The sequence below is a fragment of the Exiguobacterium sp. s132 genome, from assembly GCF_018617235.1.
Lineage (GTDB): Bacteria > Bacillota > Bacilli > Exiguobacteriales > Exiguobacteriaceae > Exiguobacterium > Exiguobacterium profundum.
The window spans coordinates 1,454,131-1,474,115 of sequence record NZ_JACSJU010000001.1 but is presented as its reverse complement, the minus strand read 5'-3'; the positions used below and the strand labels follow the sequence as shown (position 1 = coordinate 1,474,115).

At 49.4% G+C, this 19,985-nt stretch carries 24 protein-coding genes; 22 read left to right on the top strand and 2 right to left on the bottom strand.

The genetic code is table 11. The features are described from left to right. The first annotated feature begins 15 nt into the window (after positions 1-15). From treP to KNO78_RS07465, 13 genes are all read left to right on the top strand, one after another. Positions 16-1,464, top strand: coding sequence for a PTS system trehalose-specific EIIBC component (gene treP / locus KNO78_RS07525; protein ID WP_074036194.1), 1,449 nt, complete (start codon positions 16-18; stop codon positions 1,462-1,464). 82 nt (positions 1,465-1,546) lie between these two features. Next, complete coding sequence (treC, locus tag KNO78_RS07520; protein WP_214690623.1) at positions 1,547-3,181, top strand: alpha,alpha-phosphotrehalase; 1,635 nt, start codon at positions 1,547-1,549, stop codon at positions 3,179-3,181. Between the two features lie 121 nt (positions 3,182-3,302). Beyond that, a complete protein-coding gene (locus KNO78_RS07515; protein ID WP_214690624.1) occupies positions 3,303-4,460 on the top strand; it encodes a DEAD/DEAH box helicase family protein in 1,158 nt (385 codons plus the stop codon). Then, entirely contained in the window at positions 4,457-5,125 is a 669-nt protein-coding gene (locus KNO78_RS07510; protein WP_214690625.1) for a ComFC family protein, read from the top strand. The genes KNO78_RS07515 and KNO78_RS07510 overlap by 4 nt, the downstream gene beginning before the upstream one ends. Positions 5,126-5,143: 18 nt before the next feature. Then, complete coding sequence (locus tag KNO78_RS07505; RefSeq protein ID WP_074036201.1) at positions 5,144-5,539, top strand: flagellar protein; 396 nt, start codon at positions 5,144-5,146, stop codon at positions 5,537-5,539. A 23-nt stretch (positions 5,540-5,562) separates the two neighbouring features. After that, positions 5,563-5,814 (top strand): flagellar biosynthesis anti-sigma factor FlgM, encoded by a 252-nt coding sequence (locus KNO78_RS07500; protein WP_074036202.1) that lies wholly within the window; start codon positions 5,563-5,565, stop codon positions 5,812-5,814. Between the two features lie 113 nt (positions 5,815-5,927). Continuing rightward, on the top strand, positions 5,928-6,284 hold the full coding sequence (gene flgN, locus KNO78_RS07495; RefSeq protein WP_074036203.1) for a flagellar export chaperone FlgN: 357 nt from the start codon (positions 5,928-5,930) through the stop codon (positions 6,282-6,284). A gap of 12 nt (positions 6,285-6,296) precedes the next feature. Beyond that, positions 6,297-7,787 carry a flagellar hook-associated protein FlgK gene (flgK, locus tag KNO78_RS07490; RefSeq protein ID WP_214690626.1) on the top strand — a complete coding sequence of 497 codons (1,491 nt, stop codon included), beginning with the start codon at positions 6,297-6,299 and terminating at the stop codon, positions 7,785-7,787. Positions 7,788-7,793: 6 nt separating this feature from the next. Then, a complete protein-coding gene (gene flgL, locus KNO78_RS07485) occupies positions 7,794-8,726 on the top strand; it encodes a flagellar hook-associated protein FlgL (protein ID WP_214690627.1) in 933 nt (310 codons plus the stop codon). Positions 8,727-8,753: 27 nt separating this feature from the next. Continuing rightward, complete coding sequence (locus KNO78_RS07480; RefSeq protein ID WP_230872833.1) at positions 8,754-9,308, top strand: DUF6470 family protein; 555 nt, start codon at positions 8,754-8,756, stop codon at positions 9,306-9,308. A gap of 15 nt (positions 9,309-9,323) precedes the next feature. After that, positions 9,324-9,761, top strand: coding sequence for a flagellar assembly protein FliW (fliW, locus tag KNO78_RS07475; protein ID WP_196431021.1), 438 nt, complete (start codon positions 9,324-9,326; stop codon positions 9,759-9,761). Beyond that, a complete protein-coding gene (gene csrA, locus KNO78_RS07470; protein WP_012726976.1) occupies positions 9,761-9,988 on the top strand; it encodes a carbon storage regulator CsrA in 228 nt (75 codons plus the stop codon). The genes fliW and csrA overlap by 1 nt, the downstream gene beginning before the upstream one ends. Before the next feature lie 94 nt (positions 9,989-10,082). Beyond that, entirely contained in the window at positions 10,083-11,138 is a 1,056-nt protein-coding gene (locus KNO78_RS07465; protein ID WP_214690628.1) for a GGDEF domain-containing protein, read from the top strand. 55 nt (positions 11,139-11,193) lie between these two features. Here the strand turns inward: KNO78_RS07465 and KNO78_RS07460 are convergent, their stop codons facing one another. Next, positions 11,194-12,108 (bottom strand): YitT family protein, encoded by a 915-nt coding sequence (locus tag KNO78_RS07460; RefSeq protein WP_084543049.1) that lies wholly within the window; start codon positions 12,106-12,108, stop codon positions 11,194-11,196. Positions 12,109-12,285: 177 nt separating this feature from the next. Between KNO78_RS07460 and KNO78_RS07455 the strand changes: the two genes are divergently transcribed. The 3 genes from KNO78_RS07455 (at position 12,286) to KNO78_RS07445 (ending at position 14,586) form a co-directional block, all read left to right on the top strand. Then, a complete protein-coding gene (locus KNO78_RS07455) occupies positions 12,286-13,146 on the top strand; it encodes a YitT family protein (protein ID WP_214690629.1) in 861 nt (286 codons plus the stop codon). Positions 13,147-13,260: 114 nt separating this feature from the next. Beyond that, entirely contained in the window at positions 13,261-13,548 is a 288-nt protein-coding gene (locus KNO78_RS07450; RefSeq protein WP_214690630.1) for a putative quinol monooxygenase, read from the top strand. Positions 13,549-13,650: 102 nt separating this feature from the next. Beyond that, entirely contained in the window at positions 13,651-14,586 is a 936-nt protein-coding gene (locus KNO78_RS07445) for a DMT family transporter (RefSeq protein WP_214690631.1), read from the top strand. Between the two features lie 36 nt (positions 14,587-14,622). On the opposite strand, the gene KNO78_RS07440 is transcribed toward KNO78_RS07445, so the two are convergent. Then, positions 14,623-15,120, bottom strand: a complete 498-nt coding sequence (locus KNO78_RS07440) for a hypothetical protein (protein WP_214690632.1) — start codon at positions 15,118-15,120, stop codon at positions 14,623-14,625. Between the two features lie 156 nt (positions 15,121-15,276). Between KNO78_RS07440 and KNO78_RS07435 the strand changes: the two genes are divergently transcribed. The 6 genes from KNO78_RS07435 to KNO78_RS07410 all read left to right on the top strand — a co-directional run bounded on the left by KNO78_RS07435 (position 15,277) and on the right by KNO78_RS07410 (position 19,810). Next, the gene (locus tag KNO78_RS07435; protein WP_196431017.1) at positions 15,277-15,762 is read left to right on the top strand and encodes a hypothetical protein; all 486 of its coding nucleotides are present in this window, start codon (positions 15,277-15,279) and stop codon (positions 15,760-15,762) included. Between the two features lie 59 nt (positions 15,763-15,821). Further along, on the top strand, positions 15,822-16,013 hold the full coding sequence (locus KNO78_RS07430; RefSeq protein ID WP_214690633.1) for a hypothetical protein: 192 nt from the start codon (positions 15,822-15,824) through the stop codon (positions 16,011-16,013). Positions 16,014-16,073: 60 nt separating this feature from the next. Beyond that, positions 16,074-16,901, top strand: coding sequence for a GNAT family N-acetyltransferase (locus KNO78_RS07425; RefSeq protein ID WP_214690634.1), 828 nt, complete (start codon positions 16,074-16,076; stop codon positions 16,899-16,901). A gap of 10 nt (positions 16,902-16,911) precedes the next feature. Further along, on the top strand, positions 16,912-17,235 hold the full coding sequence (locus KNO78_RS07420) for a hypothetical protein (protein WP_074036219.1): 324 nt from the start codon (positions 16,912-16,914) through the stop codon (positions 17,233-17,235). 122 nt (positions 17,236-17,357) lie between these two features. After that, positions 17,358-18,650: a methyl-accepting chemotaxis protein gene (locus KNO78_RS07415; protein ID WP_159562662.1), complete on the top strand. Its 1,293-nt coding sequence runs from the start codon at positions 17,358-17,360 to the stop codon at positions 18,648-18,650. A gap of 71 nt (positions 18,651-18,721) precedes the next feature. Then, positions 18,722-19,810 (top strand): DUF2920 family protein, encoded by a 1,089-nt coding sequence (locus tag KNO78_RS07410; RefSeq protein WP_214690635.1) that lies wholly within the window; start codon positions 18,722-18,724, stop codon positions 19,808-19,810. Positions 19,811-19,985: the final 175 nt, after the last annotated feature.

The window sequence follows — 19,985 nt, the reverse complement described above, 5'->3', positions numbered from 1 at the left end:
AGGAGGACATTCAACATGAAGGCAGATTATCGTCAAATTGCCGCTGAGATCTTAGAAGCGATCGGGGGCAAAGACAACGTGGACAAGGCCGCGCACTGTGTGACGCGTCTACGTCTCTCCCTCAAGGATCAATCAAAAGTCGATGAGGCACGCGTGAAAGAAATCGACCTCGTCAAAGGGGCGTTCGAGAACTCCGGCGTGTATCAAATCGTCATCGGAGCCGGCGATGTCGATCGCGTCTATGCCGAGTTCATCAAGCTCGCTGGACTTGAGGCGGCGACGGTCGCCGAGGTCAAATCTGCGGGCGGCAAAAAAATGAATCCGCTTCAAAAACTCGTCAAAGTCTTCTCTGACGTCTTTATGCCAATCATTCCAGCCATCATCGTAGCCGGTCTCCTTATGGGGATCAACAACTTACTTGCATCGGAAGGTCTCTTCATCGAAGGACAAACGCTCATCGAGGCGTATCCGAACCTGCAAGGACTTTGGGATCTCATCAACATGATGGCGAATACGTCATTCGTGTTCTTACCTGCACTCGTCGGTTGGTCGGCGACGAAACGATTCGGTGGGAGCGAAGTACTCGGGATCGTCATGGGTCTCTTGCTCGTTCACCCGGACCTCTTGAATGCATGGGGCTACGGAACGGCAGCACTTGAAGGAGATGTCCCGACGTTTGATATCCTCGGACTCTTCGAAATCGAGAAAGTCGGCTACCAAGGTCAAATCTTGCCGGTACTCGCCGCTGCCTATATCTTGAGCCAAATCGAGATGTTCTTGAAAAAACGTGTACCGAACGCCATCCAACTCTTGGTCGTTCCAATCACAACAATCGTTGTCACAGGATTCCTCGCACTCGCAATCGTTGGACCGGTCACTCGTGGAATCGGGAACGTGATCGCGACAGGACTCGTCAACACGTTCGAAGCCGTACCGGTCGTCGGGGCACTCCTCTTCGGATTGTTCTACGCACCGCTCGTCGTCACCGGGATGCACCACTTGTTCATCGCCATCGACCTTCAGTTGATCGCAGATACAGGCGGTACGTTCATCTGGCCGATGATCGCACTCTCAAACATTGCTCAAGGTTCGGCCGCACTCGCGATGTTCTTCGTCTACAAGCACAACGCGAAACAAAAGAGCATGGCATCGACTTCAGCCATCTCGGCTTATTTCGGAATCACAGAGCCGGCCATGTTCGGGGTCAACTTACCAAATAAATTCCCGTTCTACTCAGCTATGATCGGGTCGGCAATCGCTGCTATCTTTATCACATTGAACGATGTGCAAGCAATCGCCATCGGTGTCGGAGGACTCCCTGGATTCCTCTCAATCTTCACAGATAAGATCCTTCTCTTCATCGTGGGCATGGTCATCGCGATCATCGTTCCGTTCGCGCTCACTTTCATCTTGTCGAAGCGTTACATGAAGAAAGGTGAACTTGAAGAAAACAAAGTCGCATAAGTAATGACTCGGGAGGGAGGGACGGCAGTTCTTCCCTTTTTCCTATTGAAATGAAAACTCTTACAAAAAGGAGATGTCGTTGATGACACAGAAAAATTGGCGCAAATCAGTCGTCTATCAAATTTACCCGAAAAGTTTTTACAGTCCGGAAGGGAACGCGACCGGATCGATCAAAGGGGTGACGGCGAAGCTGGATTACTTGGCAGAACTCGGCATCGAATACATTTGGATGACGCCTGTCTATCAGTCACCTCAACACGATAATGGCTATGACGTGAGTGATTATTATGCCATCGACCCGTCTTACGGAACGATGGAGGACCTCGACGAATTGATCCGTGAAGCAGAGGCGCGGGGCATCGGCCTCATGATGGACATCGTCGTCAACCACTCTTCGACCGAGCACGAATGGTTCCAAAAATCATTGGCGGGAGACGAGCGGTACCGTGACTACTACATCTGGCGCGACGAACCGACGAACTGGGAATCGAAGTTCGGTGGGAATGCGTGGGAATATGATGAGAAGAGCGGACAATATTATCTCCACTTGTTCGACGTGACACAAGCTGACCTGAACTGGGAGAATGAACAGATGCGCGAGGACGTCTACGAGATGATGCGGTTCTGGCGTAAAAAAGGAATCAAAGGATTCCGTCTCGACGTCATCAACCTCATTTCAAAAGAACAGAACTTCCCAGAAGACGCATCGGACGGTCGCAAGTTCTATACGGACGGTCCACGCATCCACGAATATTTAAAAGAAATGAACCGAGAAGTATTTGATGGGCATGACGTCATCACGGTCGGGGAGATGTCTTCGACGACGCTCGATCACTGCGTACGCTATTCAAACCCGGACGAGAACGAGCTCAGCATGACGTTCAGCTTCCACCACTTGAAAGTCGACTATCCGAACGGCGAGAAATTCATCGCGGCGCCGTTCGATTTCGTTCAATTAAAAGACATCATGTCGACGTGGCAACGTGGGATGCACGGGAAAGGATGGAACGCCATCTTCTGGTGCAACCATGACCAACCACGTGTCGTCAGCCGTTTTGGGAACGACACGAACCACCGCGTCGAGAGCGCGAAGATGCTTGCGACAGTGCTCCACGGCCTTCAAGGGACGCCGTACATCTATCAAGGGGAAGAAATCGGGATGACGAACCCCGGCTTCGACTCGCTCGATGAATATCGGGATATCGAAACGCTCAACATCTACAAGTTGAAGCGGGAAGAGGGCGTGTCGCATGATGACATGATGGCCGCCATCAAACAGAAGTCACGCGACAACTCGCGAACGCCGATGCAGTGGGATGCAACGACACATGCCGGCTTCACGAGCGGCACACCGTGGATCAACGTGGCGCCGAACTATGAGGACGTGAACGTTGAAACGGCGCTTCGTGATCCGAACTCGGTGTTCTACCACTACAAACACTTGATTGCATTACGAAAAGAACTTGACGTTTTGACGGACGGAGACTACACGCTTCTTACTCCTGATTCGCTAGACGTTTGGGCATATACACGGAAGACGGACCGAGAGGAGCTACTCGTCGTCGCCAACTTCTATGGAATTGAAACGACGTACACGATTCCAGAAGGATTCGAGCGGGTGAACGTCGTCAGTCACAACTACGACGTGCCTGAGCTCGACGGAATGTCGTTGTCTCTTCGTCCATATGAGGCGATCATGTTCTATAAACAGATTTAACAGATGGGACCCGACTTTTTCGTCGGGTCCTATTTGTGTAGTAGACCTATGTTGTTTTTGATAAGTTGAATCGTATTTACATAGGTATTTTGGTAGCGTGATGACAAAAAGGAGTCAGGTTATGGGAGAACTTATTGTCGCACCGAAAGGAAAACGAGCCATCCGCTTAGGCGTCTGCCAACGCTGTCTCAGCACGCACGTCCGGACGTTCACTTGTCATCATGGACGCTGTGCCTATTGCCGAAATTGTTTGTACCTCGGGCGTGTCTGCCGATGTGATTTTCTACAGGAACGGGACATCACAACTCCAACCGAGACGACCGAATTGACGATGCCATTCGAGCTCGTCCCAGACCAAAAGCGGGTCGCGAACCAACTGCTCACGTGGTGGGACGAACGGAGGACGGGACTTGTGCATGCGGTGTGTGGCGCTGGGAAGACCGAGATGACGTTTCCCGTGATTGAGCGTGTCGTCAATGAAGGGAAGCGAGTGTTGGTTGTCTCTCCGAGGAAAGATGTCGCCATCGAATGGGTCGAACGATTAGAACAGGCGTTCACAGTCCCTGTCACTAAACGATATGGAGGGGGAGAAAAAGACTCCATTGGGATGATCACGGTGGCGACCGCACCGTTACTCATGAATTTACGTGACGTGTTCGATTATGTGCTCGTCGATGAGTCCGATGCCTTCCCGTTTGCCTTTGATGTGGCACTTTGGAATACAATCCGTCGGGCCGGGAGAAATGTCTTCTTATTTATCACGGCGACCCCGACCGTTTGGCAACAATTGCTTCCGAAGGTTCATCTGTCGCGGCGCTATCACGGATTCGATTTGCCGGTCCCGACACTTGTCAAACAGTCCGACGAACGACTCCTAGACTTCTGTCGACGTCACGCCTTGAAACCCCGTCTCTTGTTTGTGCCGACGAAGCCTGATTTGGAGCGATATGAAAGTCGGTTACAAGAGGCAGGTATCACGTGTCAAACCGTTTCTGCTGACACGGAAGAACGGTTGGATACACTCCATTGGCTTCAAGAAACGAAAGGGATCGTCCTTGCGACCTCAATCTGGGAGCGAGGGATGACGGTTCGCGACGTGCAGGTCGCCGTGGTTGAAAGTGAACATCGTCTCTTCTCGACGCGGGGTCTCATTCAGATGGCGGGTCGGGCGGGGCGAAAACCGGACACACCGACAGGAGAGGTCTGTTTCTTTTACAAGGAGCGGACATTCCGACAAGATGTTGCCATCCAGAAGATCAGGGAGGCGAATCGGCGATGAAATGTCTTCTTTGTCATGAGTCGATGACCGTCCCGTGGACACCTGACACGTTATGGCGACGGGGCTGGGTGTGTCCCTCTTGCGAGTCGAAACTGACGCCGCTCGGGACAGGTTGCCCACGCTGCGGTCAACCAAATGAGACCGGTGAGACGTGTCCGGACTGCATCCGCTGGCTCGCACTCGGTCTCGACTTGACCGTCCGCTGCCTGTACGCGTACGATGATGCAGGAATTGACTGGCTACATCGATATAAATTCAGCGGGGATGTCGTCATTGCCTCATCGGTTGCCCCAGCGCTTCGGGCATTGCGTTCATCTGGCGTGACCTATGTTCCGATTCCGTTGAGTAAGGAGCGACTTCAGACACGTCGTTTCAATCAGGCCGAGGTGCTCGCGCGATATATCGGTCCGACGCGGCAGATTCTCGAAAAAACGGAGGTTTCAAGTCAACGTGAACTCGGGAAAGAAGGAAGACGACACCGAACGAACCCTTTCACTGTACCAACTTCAGTGAAATATGGGAAAATCATTCTTGTAGACGACGTCTATACGACGGGAACGACCCTTCATCAGGCGGCATTTTCGTTGCGACAGGCAGGTGCATCAGAAGTTTCTGCGATTTGCTTGTTTCGGGCGCTAAACAAATCAAAATCGCGTCCGATATAAAGGGCAGAGGTGAAACCAATGGATGCAGCAACTTGCCAAATGTGTGGGCGCTTGTTTATGAAACAGGGACGTTCACCGTACTGTCCATCATGTAATGAAGTCGATTATAAAAACTTCTTGAAAGTCCGCGATTTCATTCGTGAACCAGCCAACAAACAGACGACCATCGGAGCCCTCGTCGAAGCGACAGGTGTCTCTGAACTTGATATCACGCGATACATCCACGAAGGACGCTTGATCATCAAAGACAATCCGGCGCTTGCCATCAGCTGCGTCCGTTGTGGTCGGCCTACGAATGAAGGAAAAATCTGTTCGAACTGCCAGAGAGAAATGCAGAAGGAACTGTCCAGTCTACAGGAGATGCAGGAGGGCTTGGCGAAAAAGTCGAGTATCCGCGCTTATCGTTTGGATTAACATCATGAAGAGGGGGAAGACGCATGCGCATCGATTCAGCCAAGTGGGTACACTTACCAAACACTTATGAAAAGAAAACGCAAGTCGAGCCGAAGCCCGCGCAATCAAGCCAAACGGACCAATTGTCAATTTCGGCGGAAGCTCGCGCCCGGTTTGAAGAACCGGTGAAACATCCGGACCGTCTCGCTAAAATCGACGCTTTAAAAGCGGAGATTGATGCAGGCACATATTCACGGGACGCGCGCGAAATCGCTAAACGCTTTCTACAAGGATGAATGGAAGCGAGGTCCGTTTGAGGCCTTCGCACTGAATAACACGGCACGGAAGCTGACTAAATAAGGGGTACCCCTTTCTTTAGTCGGCTCTTTTTTTGAAAAAGGAGAGACTCATGCTCACATTACATAAACGGTTACTCGAATTGGCTTACGCAAAAGAACAGCAACTCATTCAAAATGACATGGTGGCATTTAGCACGCTCGTCAAAGAAGAAGCGAAACTCGTCCGACAAATTTCACAAAAAGAAGCGGAACGACTTCAAGGGACGTATGAATTGGACGATGAAGAGATAGAGGAATTGAGACCGGTCTTGTTCGAGTTAAAGCGACAGAACGAATTGAACGCGACGTTGCTCGAACAATCCCTTCGTTATATTACTTGGCATCTGGATATGCTCATGCCGGAAGCAGATGATTTTACATACGGACAACAAGCGTTCGAAACACGCTCGTTCAGCCGTGACGTTTAAGGAGGAAGTGGAATGGGTTCAACATTTATGGGATTAGAGACGGCACGCCGCAGTCTCTCGACACACCAATGGGCGCTTCAAGCGACCGGGAATAACGTGGCGAACGCCTCAAACCCTGGCTATTCGCGCCAACGACTCACACTCGGGATGACCGAACAGCTCTCGGTCAACTTCGGCGGGACGAAAGCCGGACAATTCGGGACAGGTGTACGCGGGGAGACGCTCGCCCGAATTCGCGATCTTATGATCGATCAACAGTATCGTGACGAGTCGGTGAAGAACGCCTTCTATGCGACGAAAGAAGCCGCGTTCGGTCGGATGGAAGACATCATCAATGAACCGTCTGAGAACGGACTCGCTAAATCGCTCGACTTGTTCTGGGCATCACTTCAAGACTTGTCGGTCAACCCGGACGATACGGGTGCGCGAAGCGTAGTTCGGCAACGAGCATTGACGTTGGCACAGACATTTAACTATATGTCTTCATCATTGACTAAAGTACAGGATGACTTAAAGACCGAAGCAGGGGTCGTCACGAAAAAAATCAATGATTTGTTGACGAAAATCAGTGACGTCAACCGTCAAATCGGTGATGCAGAGCCTCTTGGTGTTCTGCCAAATGAATTGTATGATGAGCGCGATCGCTACATGGATGAGTTGTCGCAATACATTGAGTTCGAACGTGTGCCTGTTGATTACACGAACGGCGAAACACGTGGGAACTCGCAACGTGTTGCAGAAGGACGAATCGATATTCGTGTATCCGTCGGCGGTACAGAAGTAAAACTCGTAGACGGTCTTACGGGCGGAGTTGGGAAATTTGATGGGATGACTATGACCGATGCTGCAGGTACGAATACATCGATGACACATGCCGACATGCCTAACGGAAAATGGAAAGCACTTGTTGAAATGTACGGAAGTGCAACTGGTCCAGAGGCAATCGACGGGGGATTCACCAACATGCTCAAAGACTTAGATGAGATGGCGAACGTCTTCGCATCAGCATTTAATGTAGCGCATGGAACAAACATGGACGCGGACGGGAATGCCGGTCGAACTGACTTTTTCGTGGGTACTGCTAGCGCCGCCACCATTACTGTGAATCCTGATTTCATGAAGAACTTAGATTTAATTGCAGCATCTAAGGATGGGAACATCGGGGATGGAAGTGGTGCTCTCGAACTTGCGCAATTGAAAGAAAGTGCGCTTAACTTTGCGGGTTCGGTTACGACCTCAACCTCGATCGGCAAGTACTATCAAAATGTCATCGGAAACATGGCAGTCGAGGCAAGCCAAAATGCGAATTTGGCAAAGAGTACATTTGCTCTCTTAAGTAGTTCGGATCAACGTCGATTATCGGTCAGCGCAGTCTCGCTCGATGAAGAAATGACGATGATGATTCAATATCAACACGCTTATAATGCGGCGGCTCGAAATATCACAGCTGTCGATGAAATGCTAGACAAAATCATTAACGGCATGGGTGTCGTAGGGAGGTAATGACTGATGCGTGTCACACAGACAATGCTCACACAGACGAACTTGAAGCATTTATCAAGTAGTTACAACACACTCGCTCGTGTCCAGGAACAGCTCATCAGCGGGAAACGGATTCAAAAAGCATCGGAGGATCCAGTCGTTGCGATGCAAGGAATTCGTTATCGGACCGAGGTGCGTGAAGTCGACCAATTCCGACGGAACGTCAGCGAAGCGACAAGTTGGATGGATTTGACGGACTCGACATTGAACGAAGTCACGGAAGCTGTCAAACGAATTCGTGAGTTGACGACGCAAGCGGCGAACGATACGTATGAATCGTCGCAACGTGCCATCATCAAGAGCGAGGTCGATCAATTGATTGAACACATCGGTTCACTTGCGAACTCAAAAGCAGGCGAAAAGTATATTTATAACGGTACGAAAACAGATCAACCTCTCATCAATGTCGAACAGTTAAAAGCGTATTTAGCGAATCCGGCTGGTTCTGTCGATTCGATTTATGAGAGTGGAACGGCACCTGCAGCAAGTGGGGAAATCGAATTTGAAGTGTCAAAAGGAATTACTGTACAAGTGAACATGCAACCGGAAACGGTTTTTGGTAAGGAGTTATTTGAAGGGCTTCACAAATTAACTACACTTCTTAATGATCCAACGACTGCCGGGGCAGATTTGTCTGCAGAACTTGATACGCTCGACACACTAGGTCAAAACTTGATCACGGAACGGGCGGAGCTCGGTGCCCGAGCAAACCGTTTGGAGCTCGTCGACAATCGTCTTCAAGATCATGAGATTATCGCCAAGACCATCATGTCTGATAATGAAGACATCGATGTAGAAAAAGTCATTATGGAGCTGAAGTCACATGAAACTGTACACCGTGCAGCGTTATCTGCAGGTGCCCGCATCATTCAGCCGACGCTCCTCGACTTCTTACGGTAATTGATGATGAATCTCGCGAGACTTGAGATGCGGCAGACACAGGCCGCAATCCAGATGACATCCAATCGACCGGTACTCGAGATGCGTCAGGGACGGGCCGACCTGTCCATCCAACAAGGGAGAGCCGAGATGACGCAACAGACGACACAAGGGAAGCTTGAGGTTGATTCATCAGTAGCGAGAAGTGAGAGCAATCTGAAGGGTGTGCTCGAACTCGGTAAACATTTCGGACGGATTGGGGAACAAGGTGCCCGAGAAGCGATGGCGAATATCGCTCGAGACGGCGACCGCATGATGCGAATCGAGAACGGGAATCCAATCCCTTCGATAGCGGCTGAGAAAGTGAATGACCCATATCCGATTGTTGACATGGGCTACATGCCAAAATCAATCGATCGTGTCAAGTTGACGTATACGCCGGCGGATGTGAAAATCGAGTGGAATATCACACCACCCCAAATTGATGTATCGCTCACTCCGACCGACATCTCGTTCACGCCGTGGACGACGGACATTTCGCTCCGTCAACAGGCGTCACTCGAGATGTGGCCGGTCGGTGGGATGTATGATGAAACGCGTTGAAAGTGAGGACAATCCATGTTCATTGAAACAGACTACTTTGGCAAGATTGAAATAAACGAAGCCGAGACGATCACCTTCGTCAGTGAGATTCCCGGATTCCCGGAATCAAAGACGTTCGTGTTGATCCCGTATGGGGAAGAGTTACCGTTCTGGTCGCTTCAGTCGATTGAGGAACAGGCATGCGCGTTCGTCGTGACGAATCCGTTTTGGCATAAGTCGGACTATGCGTTTGAATTGTCGGATGGCGCGAAAGACCAACTTGGAATCGAGGAGGCGGAACACGTATCGGTCTATTCTATTGTGACGCTTCGTGAACCTTTTGATTCATCGACGCTCAACTTGAAAGCACCAATCGTCATCGAGACGAAGGAACGTCGCGGGAAACAAGTCATCCTAGACGATGCGTATCCAGCTCGTTATCCACTCGGTGGCACGAAAGCGGAGGTGCGCTGATGCTCGTATTGAAACGAAAACAAGGTGAGGCCATCCATATCGGCGACGATGTGACGCTCACGGTACTCGCCATCGAAGGCGACCAAGTGAAGCTTGGGATTGATGCCCCGCGTCATATCGATATTCATCGTCATGAGGTGTACATTCAGATGCAGGAAGAGAACGAGTCGGCACGAAACAGTGCTAACTTGATGAAGCAGATGATTCAAAAGCAGTCGGAAGCGTGAGCTTTCGACTTTTTTCATGAATCCGGTAATTGATGGATGACAGCGCTCGATGGGTTGGGATAGGATGGAAACGTGAAAGGAAGGAGGGGAATCGGTGGAAACAGGTATTAATAGTTTTTTTATCAACATCAGTCTGATCTTTTTATTCATGTCACTCACATTCTATGTGATGCGGACGGTTTTACCGATTCAGCCGACTTCCCCGTTGTTCGTACGCTTTTGGTTTGGAGTCTCTAACGGATTGACGGCAATTCTCTTAACCATCAACTCCATCGAATTAGGGGATGCACGAATCGACCTTCGTCTCATCCCGATTGCCTTATCCGCAACGTTCGCTGGACCGTTTGGAGCTATCGTCACGCTCGGTCTGATCTTCATCGGACGCACGACGCTGCACGGAATGAGTGCTCCGTTCGTAGACTCGTTACTACTGTTATTTGTCTTCTTTTTATTTTCTCTTGTCATGACACGCTTACCGATTCGTCGAGGGAGAGGGTATGCCATCTACATCGGGTTAGGTGCGCTCCTCGTCTTGATTCAAGTGAGCGGCAGTGTGAATGAGACGGTCTTTATAAATGTATTTGTTCCTTATTTTCTCATGTTATCTTTTGGGGCCTGGCTCTGCTATTGGGCCGCAAAGAAGCTCGAGACGCATCTATGGATGTTTCTCCTACATACGCACCGGGCGACCATTGATGAGTTGACGGGACTTCCGAACCGTTATCGGACGCTCGAACAGATGAACGATTTGGAAATGTCCGGGAAACCGTGGACGTTACTCGTTATCGACGTCGATCATTTTAAACAGTTGAACGATACATATGGGCACTTAGCAGGAGACGCAGCACTTCGTCATATCGGACAAACGTTGGAACGAAGCTGTCCGCCGTCTGGATTTGTCGGACGATACGGTGGCGAAGAATTTTTGCTCGTCATTGAAGGTAGTGAAGGCATGGCGAAGGTGGCAGAAAACATCGTGCAGATGGTACAGCGAACACCATTCGAATTTCAAGGTGAAATCATTCCGATGACTATTTCAATCGGTGCAGCGATTGCAGGGCATGAGCCGAGCATGGTCGTGTTCGAAAGAGCAGATGAAGCATTATATGAAGCAAAGCGAAATGGTCGGAATCAGGTCAAATTTGCGTAAAAATCCCCTATAACCGTTGGCGATGATGGTCCAGCGGTTATAGGGGATTTCACGTTTAGTGAATGTTTTTCTTCTTTAATTGTCCGCCGCGGACGTCGTGAATGTTGCCAATGGCGAGGAACGCTTTTTCATCATAGTCATCGAGAATATCTTTTAATTTCGTTTCTTCTAATCGACTGATGACCGTGAAGACGACTTTCTTCCCGTCACCTGTGTAGGCGCCTTCTCCATGAAGATACGTCACACCTCGACCGAGCCGGTCCATGATGGCTTGCCCGATATCGTCTGGTGCGGACGTGATGATCCAGGCCGCTTTCGACTGGTCAATTCCTTCTAGGACAACATCGATCGTCTTGAATGCGATGAAATAGGTGAGGAGCGAATACATGGCCCGGTCCCAACTGAAGACGAATCCGGCCGTCCCGAGGATAAAGATATTGAAAAACATGACAATCTCTCCGACGGAGAATGGTAATCGGTTCGTGAAGGAAACGGCAAGAATTTCCGTTCCATCGAGTGATCCTCCCGCCCGGATGACGAGCCCGATTCCGGCACCGAGTAAGAAACCGCCGAAGACGGTCGACAAGAGGAGGTCGTCTGTGAACGGCTTGATGTCGTGAAGGACGATGGTGAAGGCTGACATGAGCAGGATGGCTGTCAACGTGACGACGGCGAACGTCTTTCCGATTTGCCGATACCCGAAGTAGATGAACGGTAAGTTGAAGAGGACGAGCCAAATCGCGAGCTTCGTTTCCGTCAAGTACGACACGATAATCGAGACGCCGACGATACCACCGTCGATGATTTGATTCGGTACGAGGAACGCCTCCAAGCCGACGGCAAAGACGAGGGAGCCGAGCAGCAAAAGGACGACTTTTACAAACAGTTCGGACGCCTTGATCGGATTATGTTCGCGCCTTAAGCGCTGCACTTCCTCCGGTGTCGGGGAAGGCATGGGTGTACGCTGCATACATGGTGCCCCCTTTCCATTTTCTTAAGTATAACAAATGATACGAACCGACAATCATTTACGACAGAGAATCTGACATGAATATTCAGAATTGATGGAGGATTCTTGATAAATTATTTTGGTATTGTTTTATGTTAGGCTAAAAAGGTTGTTGAACAATGGATGGAGGTCTATAGGATGAAACGAGAAAACAAAACGTGGTTGATGGCGTTTCAAATGATGATGAACATCATCGGGGGACTCATCGCGGCGTATGGATTGGAATCGGTCCTCATTCCGAATAACGTTTCGGACGGGGGCGTCACTGGGATCAGTATTGTCGGGTCACAACTGACGGGACTGCCGCTCGGTATTTTCATCGGTGTGTTAAATATTCCGTTTGTCTATCTGGGTTATAAACAAATCGGGAAGAGCTTCGCCATCCTTTCAGTCACCGGGATTGCGTCTTTGTCTGTCGGTACGGTCATTATGCACCATGTTCCGACTATCATCGAAGGGGATGCGCTCCTCATCACGGTGGTCGGTGGGATCATCCTCGGGTTCGGGATGGGGATTTCGCTTCGCAACGGGGGAGCGCTTGACGGCATCGACATGTTGGCTGTCCTGTTATCCCGTAAATTGCCGTTCGGTACGAGTGATTTGATTTTATTTTTAAATACGTTCGTCTTTATCGTCGTCTCGACGGTGTTCGGTCTTCAAGGAGCGGTCTTGTCCGCCATCGCCTACTTCATCGCCTCGAAAGTGATTCATATCGTCGAAGAGGGATTGAGCGGGGCGAAGACGTTCAAAATCATCACGAGTGAACCGCAGGAGATGGTCGAGACGATTCGGGACCGTCTCGGACGGAGCGCCACGTTGAATCAAATCCAAGGAGCATATTCCAAAGAAAGTTATTACGAAATCACGTGTGTCATCAACCGGCTCGAAGAACGAAAAATCAAAGACATCATCGATGATGTCGACTCGAAAGCGTTCGTCGTCGTGTATGAGGTGACAGAGGTCAAAGGCGGGAACTTCCAAAAACGCGATATTCATTAACGGATGGCCAAGGGTCGTCCGTTTTTTTAACCTCTACACGTGTGAACCGACCAAGCAGGAAATCGCATATGGTAAGTGGAAGAAGTCGATGCAAGAGAAAGGGGAGGATTGGAAATGTACGCACTGATTGGAAAGCTTGTCACGAAAGCGGGGCAACGCGATAGACTCGTAGCAATTTTGTCGGAAGCGGCGCGGGAGATGGAGGCGACATCGGATTGTGAATCGTATCGGGTCCACGTGTCGCTCGATGAGGCGGATACCGTATTCGTCTATGAAGTATGGCGAAATGAGGAGGCGCATGCGGCGTCGTTGTCGCTTGTTGAAGTGAGGGCGTATATCGATCAGGCGAAACCAATCCTCGAGCGGATGGAGCAGATTGCCGCACTCGAACTCCGGACATGACCAAGAAGGAATAAAGAGACGGATGGCCAAGGGTCGTCCGTTTTTTGCAGGAGAAATGGCGAGATGTCGAGAACATGACAGGATTCGGAAAGGAGGGAACGTATGCGTCCACTCATACTCGGTGTCTTCGCCGCCTTGTTTTTTGCGAGCACGTTCGTGTTGAACGAAGTGATGCAAGTCGGAGGTGGCAGCTTTGCCTATAGTGCCTCGCTCCGCTTTTTGTGGATGATTCCGTTACTGCTAGTTGTGGTCGCGTTTCGTGGTGGACTCAAGCGAGTCCTCTCAGCATTGAAAGAACGTCCTCGTCCATGGATTCTTTGGGGGACGGTCGGGTTCGGACTATTTTACGTCCCGATTTGTCTCGCAGCCGAGGTCGCACCCCCGTGGCTGATTGCGGGCACGTGGCAAGTGACGATTGTCGCCGGGGCACTGTTGTCCCCGCTCTTCAAGAAGGCAGACGGAACACGGGAGCGAATCCCATGGCGCGGACTTCGCTTCTCGGTCTTGATTCTCATTGGGGTCGTAATGATGCAAGTGGAGTTTTTCGAGTCGTTCGAACCTCGGTTCATTTGGCTTGGGGTCGTGCCGGTCATCATCGCCGCATTTGCCTACCCGCTCGGAAACCGGAAGATGATGCAGCACACGGACCTCGACGTGTTCGAGCGAATCCTCGGAATGTGTCTCGGGTCACTCCCGGTCTGGCTCCTGTTGTTCGGTTACGGGTTGACGACGGGGCGTCCCTCATCGAGTCAGCTCGGGCAGACATTCCTCGTCGCCCTGTTATCCGGGGTTGTCGCGACCGTGCTATTCTTCATGGCGACCGATCTCGTCAAACATGACATGGGAAGACTGGCGTCCGTCGAAGCGACGCAAGCGCTCGAAGTCCTGTTCGCGCTCATCGGGGAACTGGTCTTCCTGCATGCCGTCATGCCATCGCCAATCGCTTTGTCCGGGATCGCGCTCGTCATGGTCGGGGTCGTCTTCCACAGTCGGAGTCAGTTTATGGAGCTTCCGACCGTGGTCCGACAAGAGGCATAAAAAATCCCCTCGGTCTTTTGAGCGAGGGGATGGTCATTAACTTGTTGTCAAACTACCTTTGACTTTGTCATAGAAATCATCCATCATACCGGTACGACTACCGAGTTGGCAGATCAGTTCGAGCGTTTCTTTATAGAACTTCTTGACGAGTCCTTTGTTTTTGACGCCGTCCATTAATGCGAGCGTCTGGTCGAGATTCTCTAAAATCTCTTTGATTTGCGCGTCTGAGTCCGGTTTGACGACTGTCATGTTCTCAGGGATGCTGACGACTTTTTCTTGACCTTGGTGACGGAACGATGCACCGAAGCCAAGGTTCTCGATGAAGAGGTGCGGCATCACTTTTTGACCAAAGAAATGCTTGTGCCAGTCCGTTGCTTTCATCGTGTCCATGTCCTGTTTGAACGTAGATGCCGTGGAGACATATTGTTTAAACAAATCCGTCATGAATTTCTCGATGACCGGGATTTGAAGGGCGAAGACGTTTTTCAAGAGCGCGTCGAGCTGAGCGCGTGTCAAAGTAGTTTCGTTAGACATGTCAGTTCCTCTTTTCTATAGTACGTTACTACCATCGTATGGGATTGACGGACACTCGTCAATGTAAGGGGAAACATTTTTTCAGAATATTTAATGAAAAGTCGTCAACTTGTGGGATAATCAAGTGAAGACATTAACAAGTGAGGAGTGGTTCTTGTGAACAAATCGATGAAGTGGGCGCTCGCGCTCGGTGTGACAGGTGCATTGGTGGCGACAGTTGGTGTCGTCTCGTCCCGGGGACGGACAGAGGATACGACGCAGACGATTCGTGACCGTGAGCTCGGTTATGAGATTATCTTGCCGTCGAAGATTGTCGAGGCGATCGAGCGAGGTGATGTCTATATCGAGAAGGCGCAGGACGTCGTCGACATCGGGGACACGAAGAGCTACGGTACGTTCGATTTATACTATAACGTTGAGGACGGGGACGACCAACTCTTGTTCCACCTGGACTTGATCGACCGCGAATTGACGCAAGAAGCGTTCGCGACAGAAATCGGCTACGGCAACTACCTCGGGACGAACGACAAGACGTTCTTCTGGGTCGAACCGACAGAGGCCGTCCCAGGTGCGGAGGCGCATACGGACGAGATTGCTGAGTTGATCGAGACACTTCCTGAGTTAGAGTTCCGAACGTTATAACATGGAGAGACTGCAGACGGCTGAATCGTTTGCAGTTTTTTCAGAGAGGTGGGGGACGTGTGCGAAAGACATTACCAAGCCGAAGACGAGATTATTCGGAGGGATTGATTGTAATCCTTTTGTTTATCGTCGCGATGTATATATTTGATTTACCGAAACAAGAAAGCTTGATCACCTTGGCTGTTGTCATCGTCATCTCAGTCATGATGCGAGAATTGACTTATCTTTTTCAGAATGAAAGAAATCATTGAATGTCTGCTCGCTACGGCGGGCTTTTTCCTTTGTGCTACAATACAAATGAGGTGATATGAATGAATTGGACAGTAGAAGAAGTAAGACAGGCAGATGACGTCAAAGCGTTAGAACAGGCGGTCAACGCGAACGACAAGATCGACGTAAAGGTTGGGCATGAGTCGGTCGGGCAGAACGACTATGCGGTATATGACGGGGAGACGCTCGTTGGTTATCTCATGCTTTTCCCGTATCTTCCGAACGAGTATGAAGTGAATGCGCTCGTTCATCCTGAATACCGGAAACAAGGTGTCTTCACGGCACTACTCGAAACGGCAAAACAAGACGCGAAGTTGAACGGTTGCGAAGCATTCACGTTCGTCATCGACCGAAACTCGGCATCCGGGAAAGCGGTGCTCGAGCATCTTCAGGCGGCGTATCAGTTCTCGGAATACAATCTCGTCTTGAAAAAAGCGGAACTCTTCTTGAAGCCGGACGAAGTATCGCTACGTGAGGCGGCGTCAGAGGATCGTCCGCTCATCATCGCGACGCTCAGCGAGGCGTTCGGAGATCCGGTCGATGTGACGGAAAACATCTATCAACAAATCGATACGCCAGACCGCGTGACGTATATCGGTGAAGTGGACGGCAAACCGATCGGTGTGATTCGCGCCCTTCTCACTGGGGATGATGCGGCAAGCATCCATGCGTTCGGGGTCAAAGCAGGCGAACAAGGCAAAGGCTACGGTACGAAAATGTTGAAACAGATGGTCCAACAACTGTTCCGCATGGGCCGGACGAAAGTCGAGCTCGATGTCGAGACGGAAAACAAGGCGGCGCTCGAGATTTATAAACGTGCCGGTTTTGCGGAGAATGGTGGCTATGAGTTTTATATGATTGAAGTGTGAGGTGAACCACATGGTGAAAAATCTGAAATGGCTCGGCGCGGCGTTTGAAGCCTTCCTCGGGATTCCGCTTCTTGGCGGTCTCTTCATCATCGGAATGGGCTATTCGCCCCTCGGTTTCATGTTCGTCTACCACGTGATCGTGTTGATTCTTTCGTTCAGTCGATTGAGTCGCTTCTCTTACGGTGCGGCGGTCGGAATTGCGGCCTCGGTGCTCGGCTTCATTCCATTTGTCGGGATGATGCTACACTGGGCGGCTGCCATCGCGCTCGCAATTGATGCGGCGACGACACCACGCCGTGTGATCCATGTTGAACGTGACGATGAAGCATTTTGATGAAACGTACTCCTTGACGGAGTACGTTTTTTCATTGACCAAACGTTCAACTGAAAACGCTATACATTCATTGGAAATTGGACGATATAGTAAGTGATGAACACAATGAGGAGGAACAAACAGTGAAAGTATTTAAAAACTTTACGACGCAATTGCTCGCGTGGATTTTGGTCACGTCCTTTATCACGGGCGGAGCGGTCGGCTACATCACCCTATTACTCTTGACGGAACTCGAGATGGAACAAGGTCAAGTCATGCTCGTCGGTACGGTCGTGGCATTACTCATCTCATCACTCGGCGGAATCGTCATTTACTTGATTGCCCGTCGTCCACTGAAAGCGGTCGAGATGGCTTCTGAAAAAGCTGTCGAAGTCGGGAATGGTGATTTGACGGTGCACTTCGCCGACGAGAAGACGACAGATCGTTCAGAGATGGGACGTTTGCTCTTGTCGATGGACAACATGGTCGAACACCTTCGGGAACAAGGCACGAACATGCGTTACACGGCTGACCAATTGACGGGTTCGGCACAGGAAATTGCAGCTTCAGTTCAAGAAGGGAACGTTGCAGGAGAAAGTATCCGTTCTGCGATGGATTCTCTCAACAAGATGTTAGAAGATAACGTCAGTGCGACATATAACTCGATGGACTTGCTCGGAGCGGTCGCGCGTACGATGGAGAGCATCCGCCAAGAGATGTCATCGGCGCTTGATTCGGCAAGCGAGATGCAACAGGAAGCAGAGAGCGGGAAAGGTCTTGCCTCGTCTTCAGTTCATGCGATGCATGCGATTGCCGGGAAAGTCGAACAGTCATCGACGCTCAACAGCCAGTTGACAGAAATGACAGGCGAAATCTCACGGATCACGGATGTCATCAGTGACATCTCAGCACAGACAAACTTGCTTGCCTTGAACGCATCGATTGAAGCGGCACGTGCCGGAGAGCATGGGCGTGGATTCGCTGTCGTTGCGGCAGAAGTGAAAAAGCTCGCGGAACAAACAGCGAACTCGACTCAAGAAATCACGGATCTCATCGTAGACGTGAAGCGTCTCGTTGGGGATACATCGTCTTCAATGGCGAACGTCAAAGCAGAAGTGGAGACAGGTGTCGGTTTAGTTGAAAAAGCAGGTGGTGCGTTCGCATCGATTCACAATTCCGCAAATGAAGTATACAGTCATGTCCATTCGGTCGATTCACTCCTTGATGAGTCACGTGGTCAGATCGATTCGGTTGTGACAAACTCGGCGGGCATCGTTGGCATGGTCGAAGAAGCATCGCGTTATGCGAATGAAGTGACATCAGCGGCGAGCCAGCAAGCGGCAAGTCTTGGTGAAGTGAACGGAGCGATGTCAGAGCTCGTTCGCGTCGCAGAGAGTTTGCAGAATGAGACGGAACAGATGAAAGTAGAAGTGTAATTTTATTAAAACGATTCATTCGTGAATCGTTTTTGTTTTTGAATCTATACAGTTGGAAGTGAGGAGTGCGGATGGCAGAACAGCATCACGTGAAGATACCTGCACATTATAATATATATTCAGGGAATTCAGGGAGGGAGCTACGTATTGAATTTTCAATCCCTTCGGAAGAGATAAATCACAAAACCGGGTTACTTCTTTTGGTGCCAGGGTTTGGCGGAAACATTGATTCAAGAGTTTACAAAAAGATGAGAGAGACATTTGCTGATCAATTTAATTTAATTGTTATTCAATGTGATTATTTTGGAAGTTCTTATATGCAGTCAGCTGACTCGATTAATTTTAGCGATCTTGCGACTCTAGAAGAATTATTGACTAGTGATGAAATTAAGCAAGTCAATGCAAATCAATCACAACTTTGGTCTATATTGTCTACAAAAAGCGCAATTTTGCCTGTGAATGCGAAGTTGAATGAAAGCATTAATGATTTTAATGATATGGGATATATGCAAGCTATTGACTTGATTACATCTATTGAAATTGTTAAGGCGATTGTTAAGGATAATGGTTATTCTTTCGATGAAAAAAGGATAATAGGGTATGGTCACTCACATGGAGCTTATTTATTACATCTAAGTAATTGTTTGTCTCCCCATCTATTCTCTTACCTTATTGATAACTCGGCATGGATAGAGCCGAGTTATATGAAGCAAAACCGAATTCTCTATCAACAAGTTGGAATGTTGACACTTGCTGTTGAGTTTGAATATTTAGCTAAAGAAATCATTGATAACAAATCATATCTTAATTTAGAAAATCTATATAAAAACTACAATGGTTCTGCACAAATCATTTCCTTCCAAGGAGATGAGGATAATTTAATAGATCATATCGAAAAAGAAAGGATTATTAGTTCCATTCCAAGAGCTGAGTTTTCGTTGATAACGAAAGAAAAAGTGGATCAAATAAGATTCAAGTCGAATAATCATGGGTTAGATGCGGATTTTCTTGAGTTATTTTCATGGGCACTCGAAATGGAAAAACCTTTAACGTTGATTGAAGAAATACCGTTGAATTATGAGGTAAACATTGGATCATTACATATAGAGGTTGACTCCTCTGGAGGATTGCCTATCTTTCATTTTCAAGAGTCAAAATAAAGAAAAGTATTTATTTTTATAAAAATGATTAAAGTTCTCTGAAGATGCTCCGATATAGAGTATGGAAACGATAAAACGTTCCAACAAATGTAAGGTGAGGGGCCGGCCTAAACCTTACATGCTCGGACAAACGGATTTGGAAGAGCGGAAAAACTTAAACCTATGGAGGGAAATT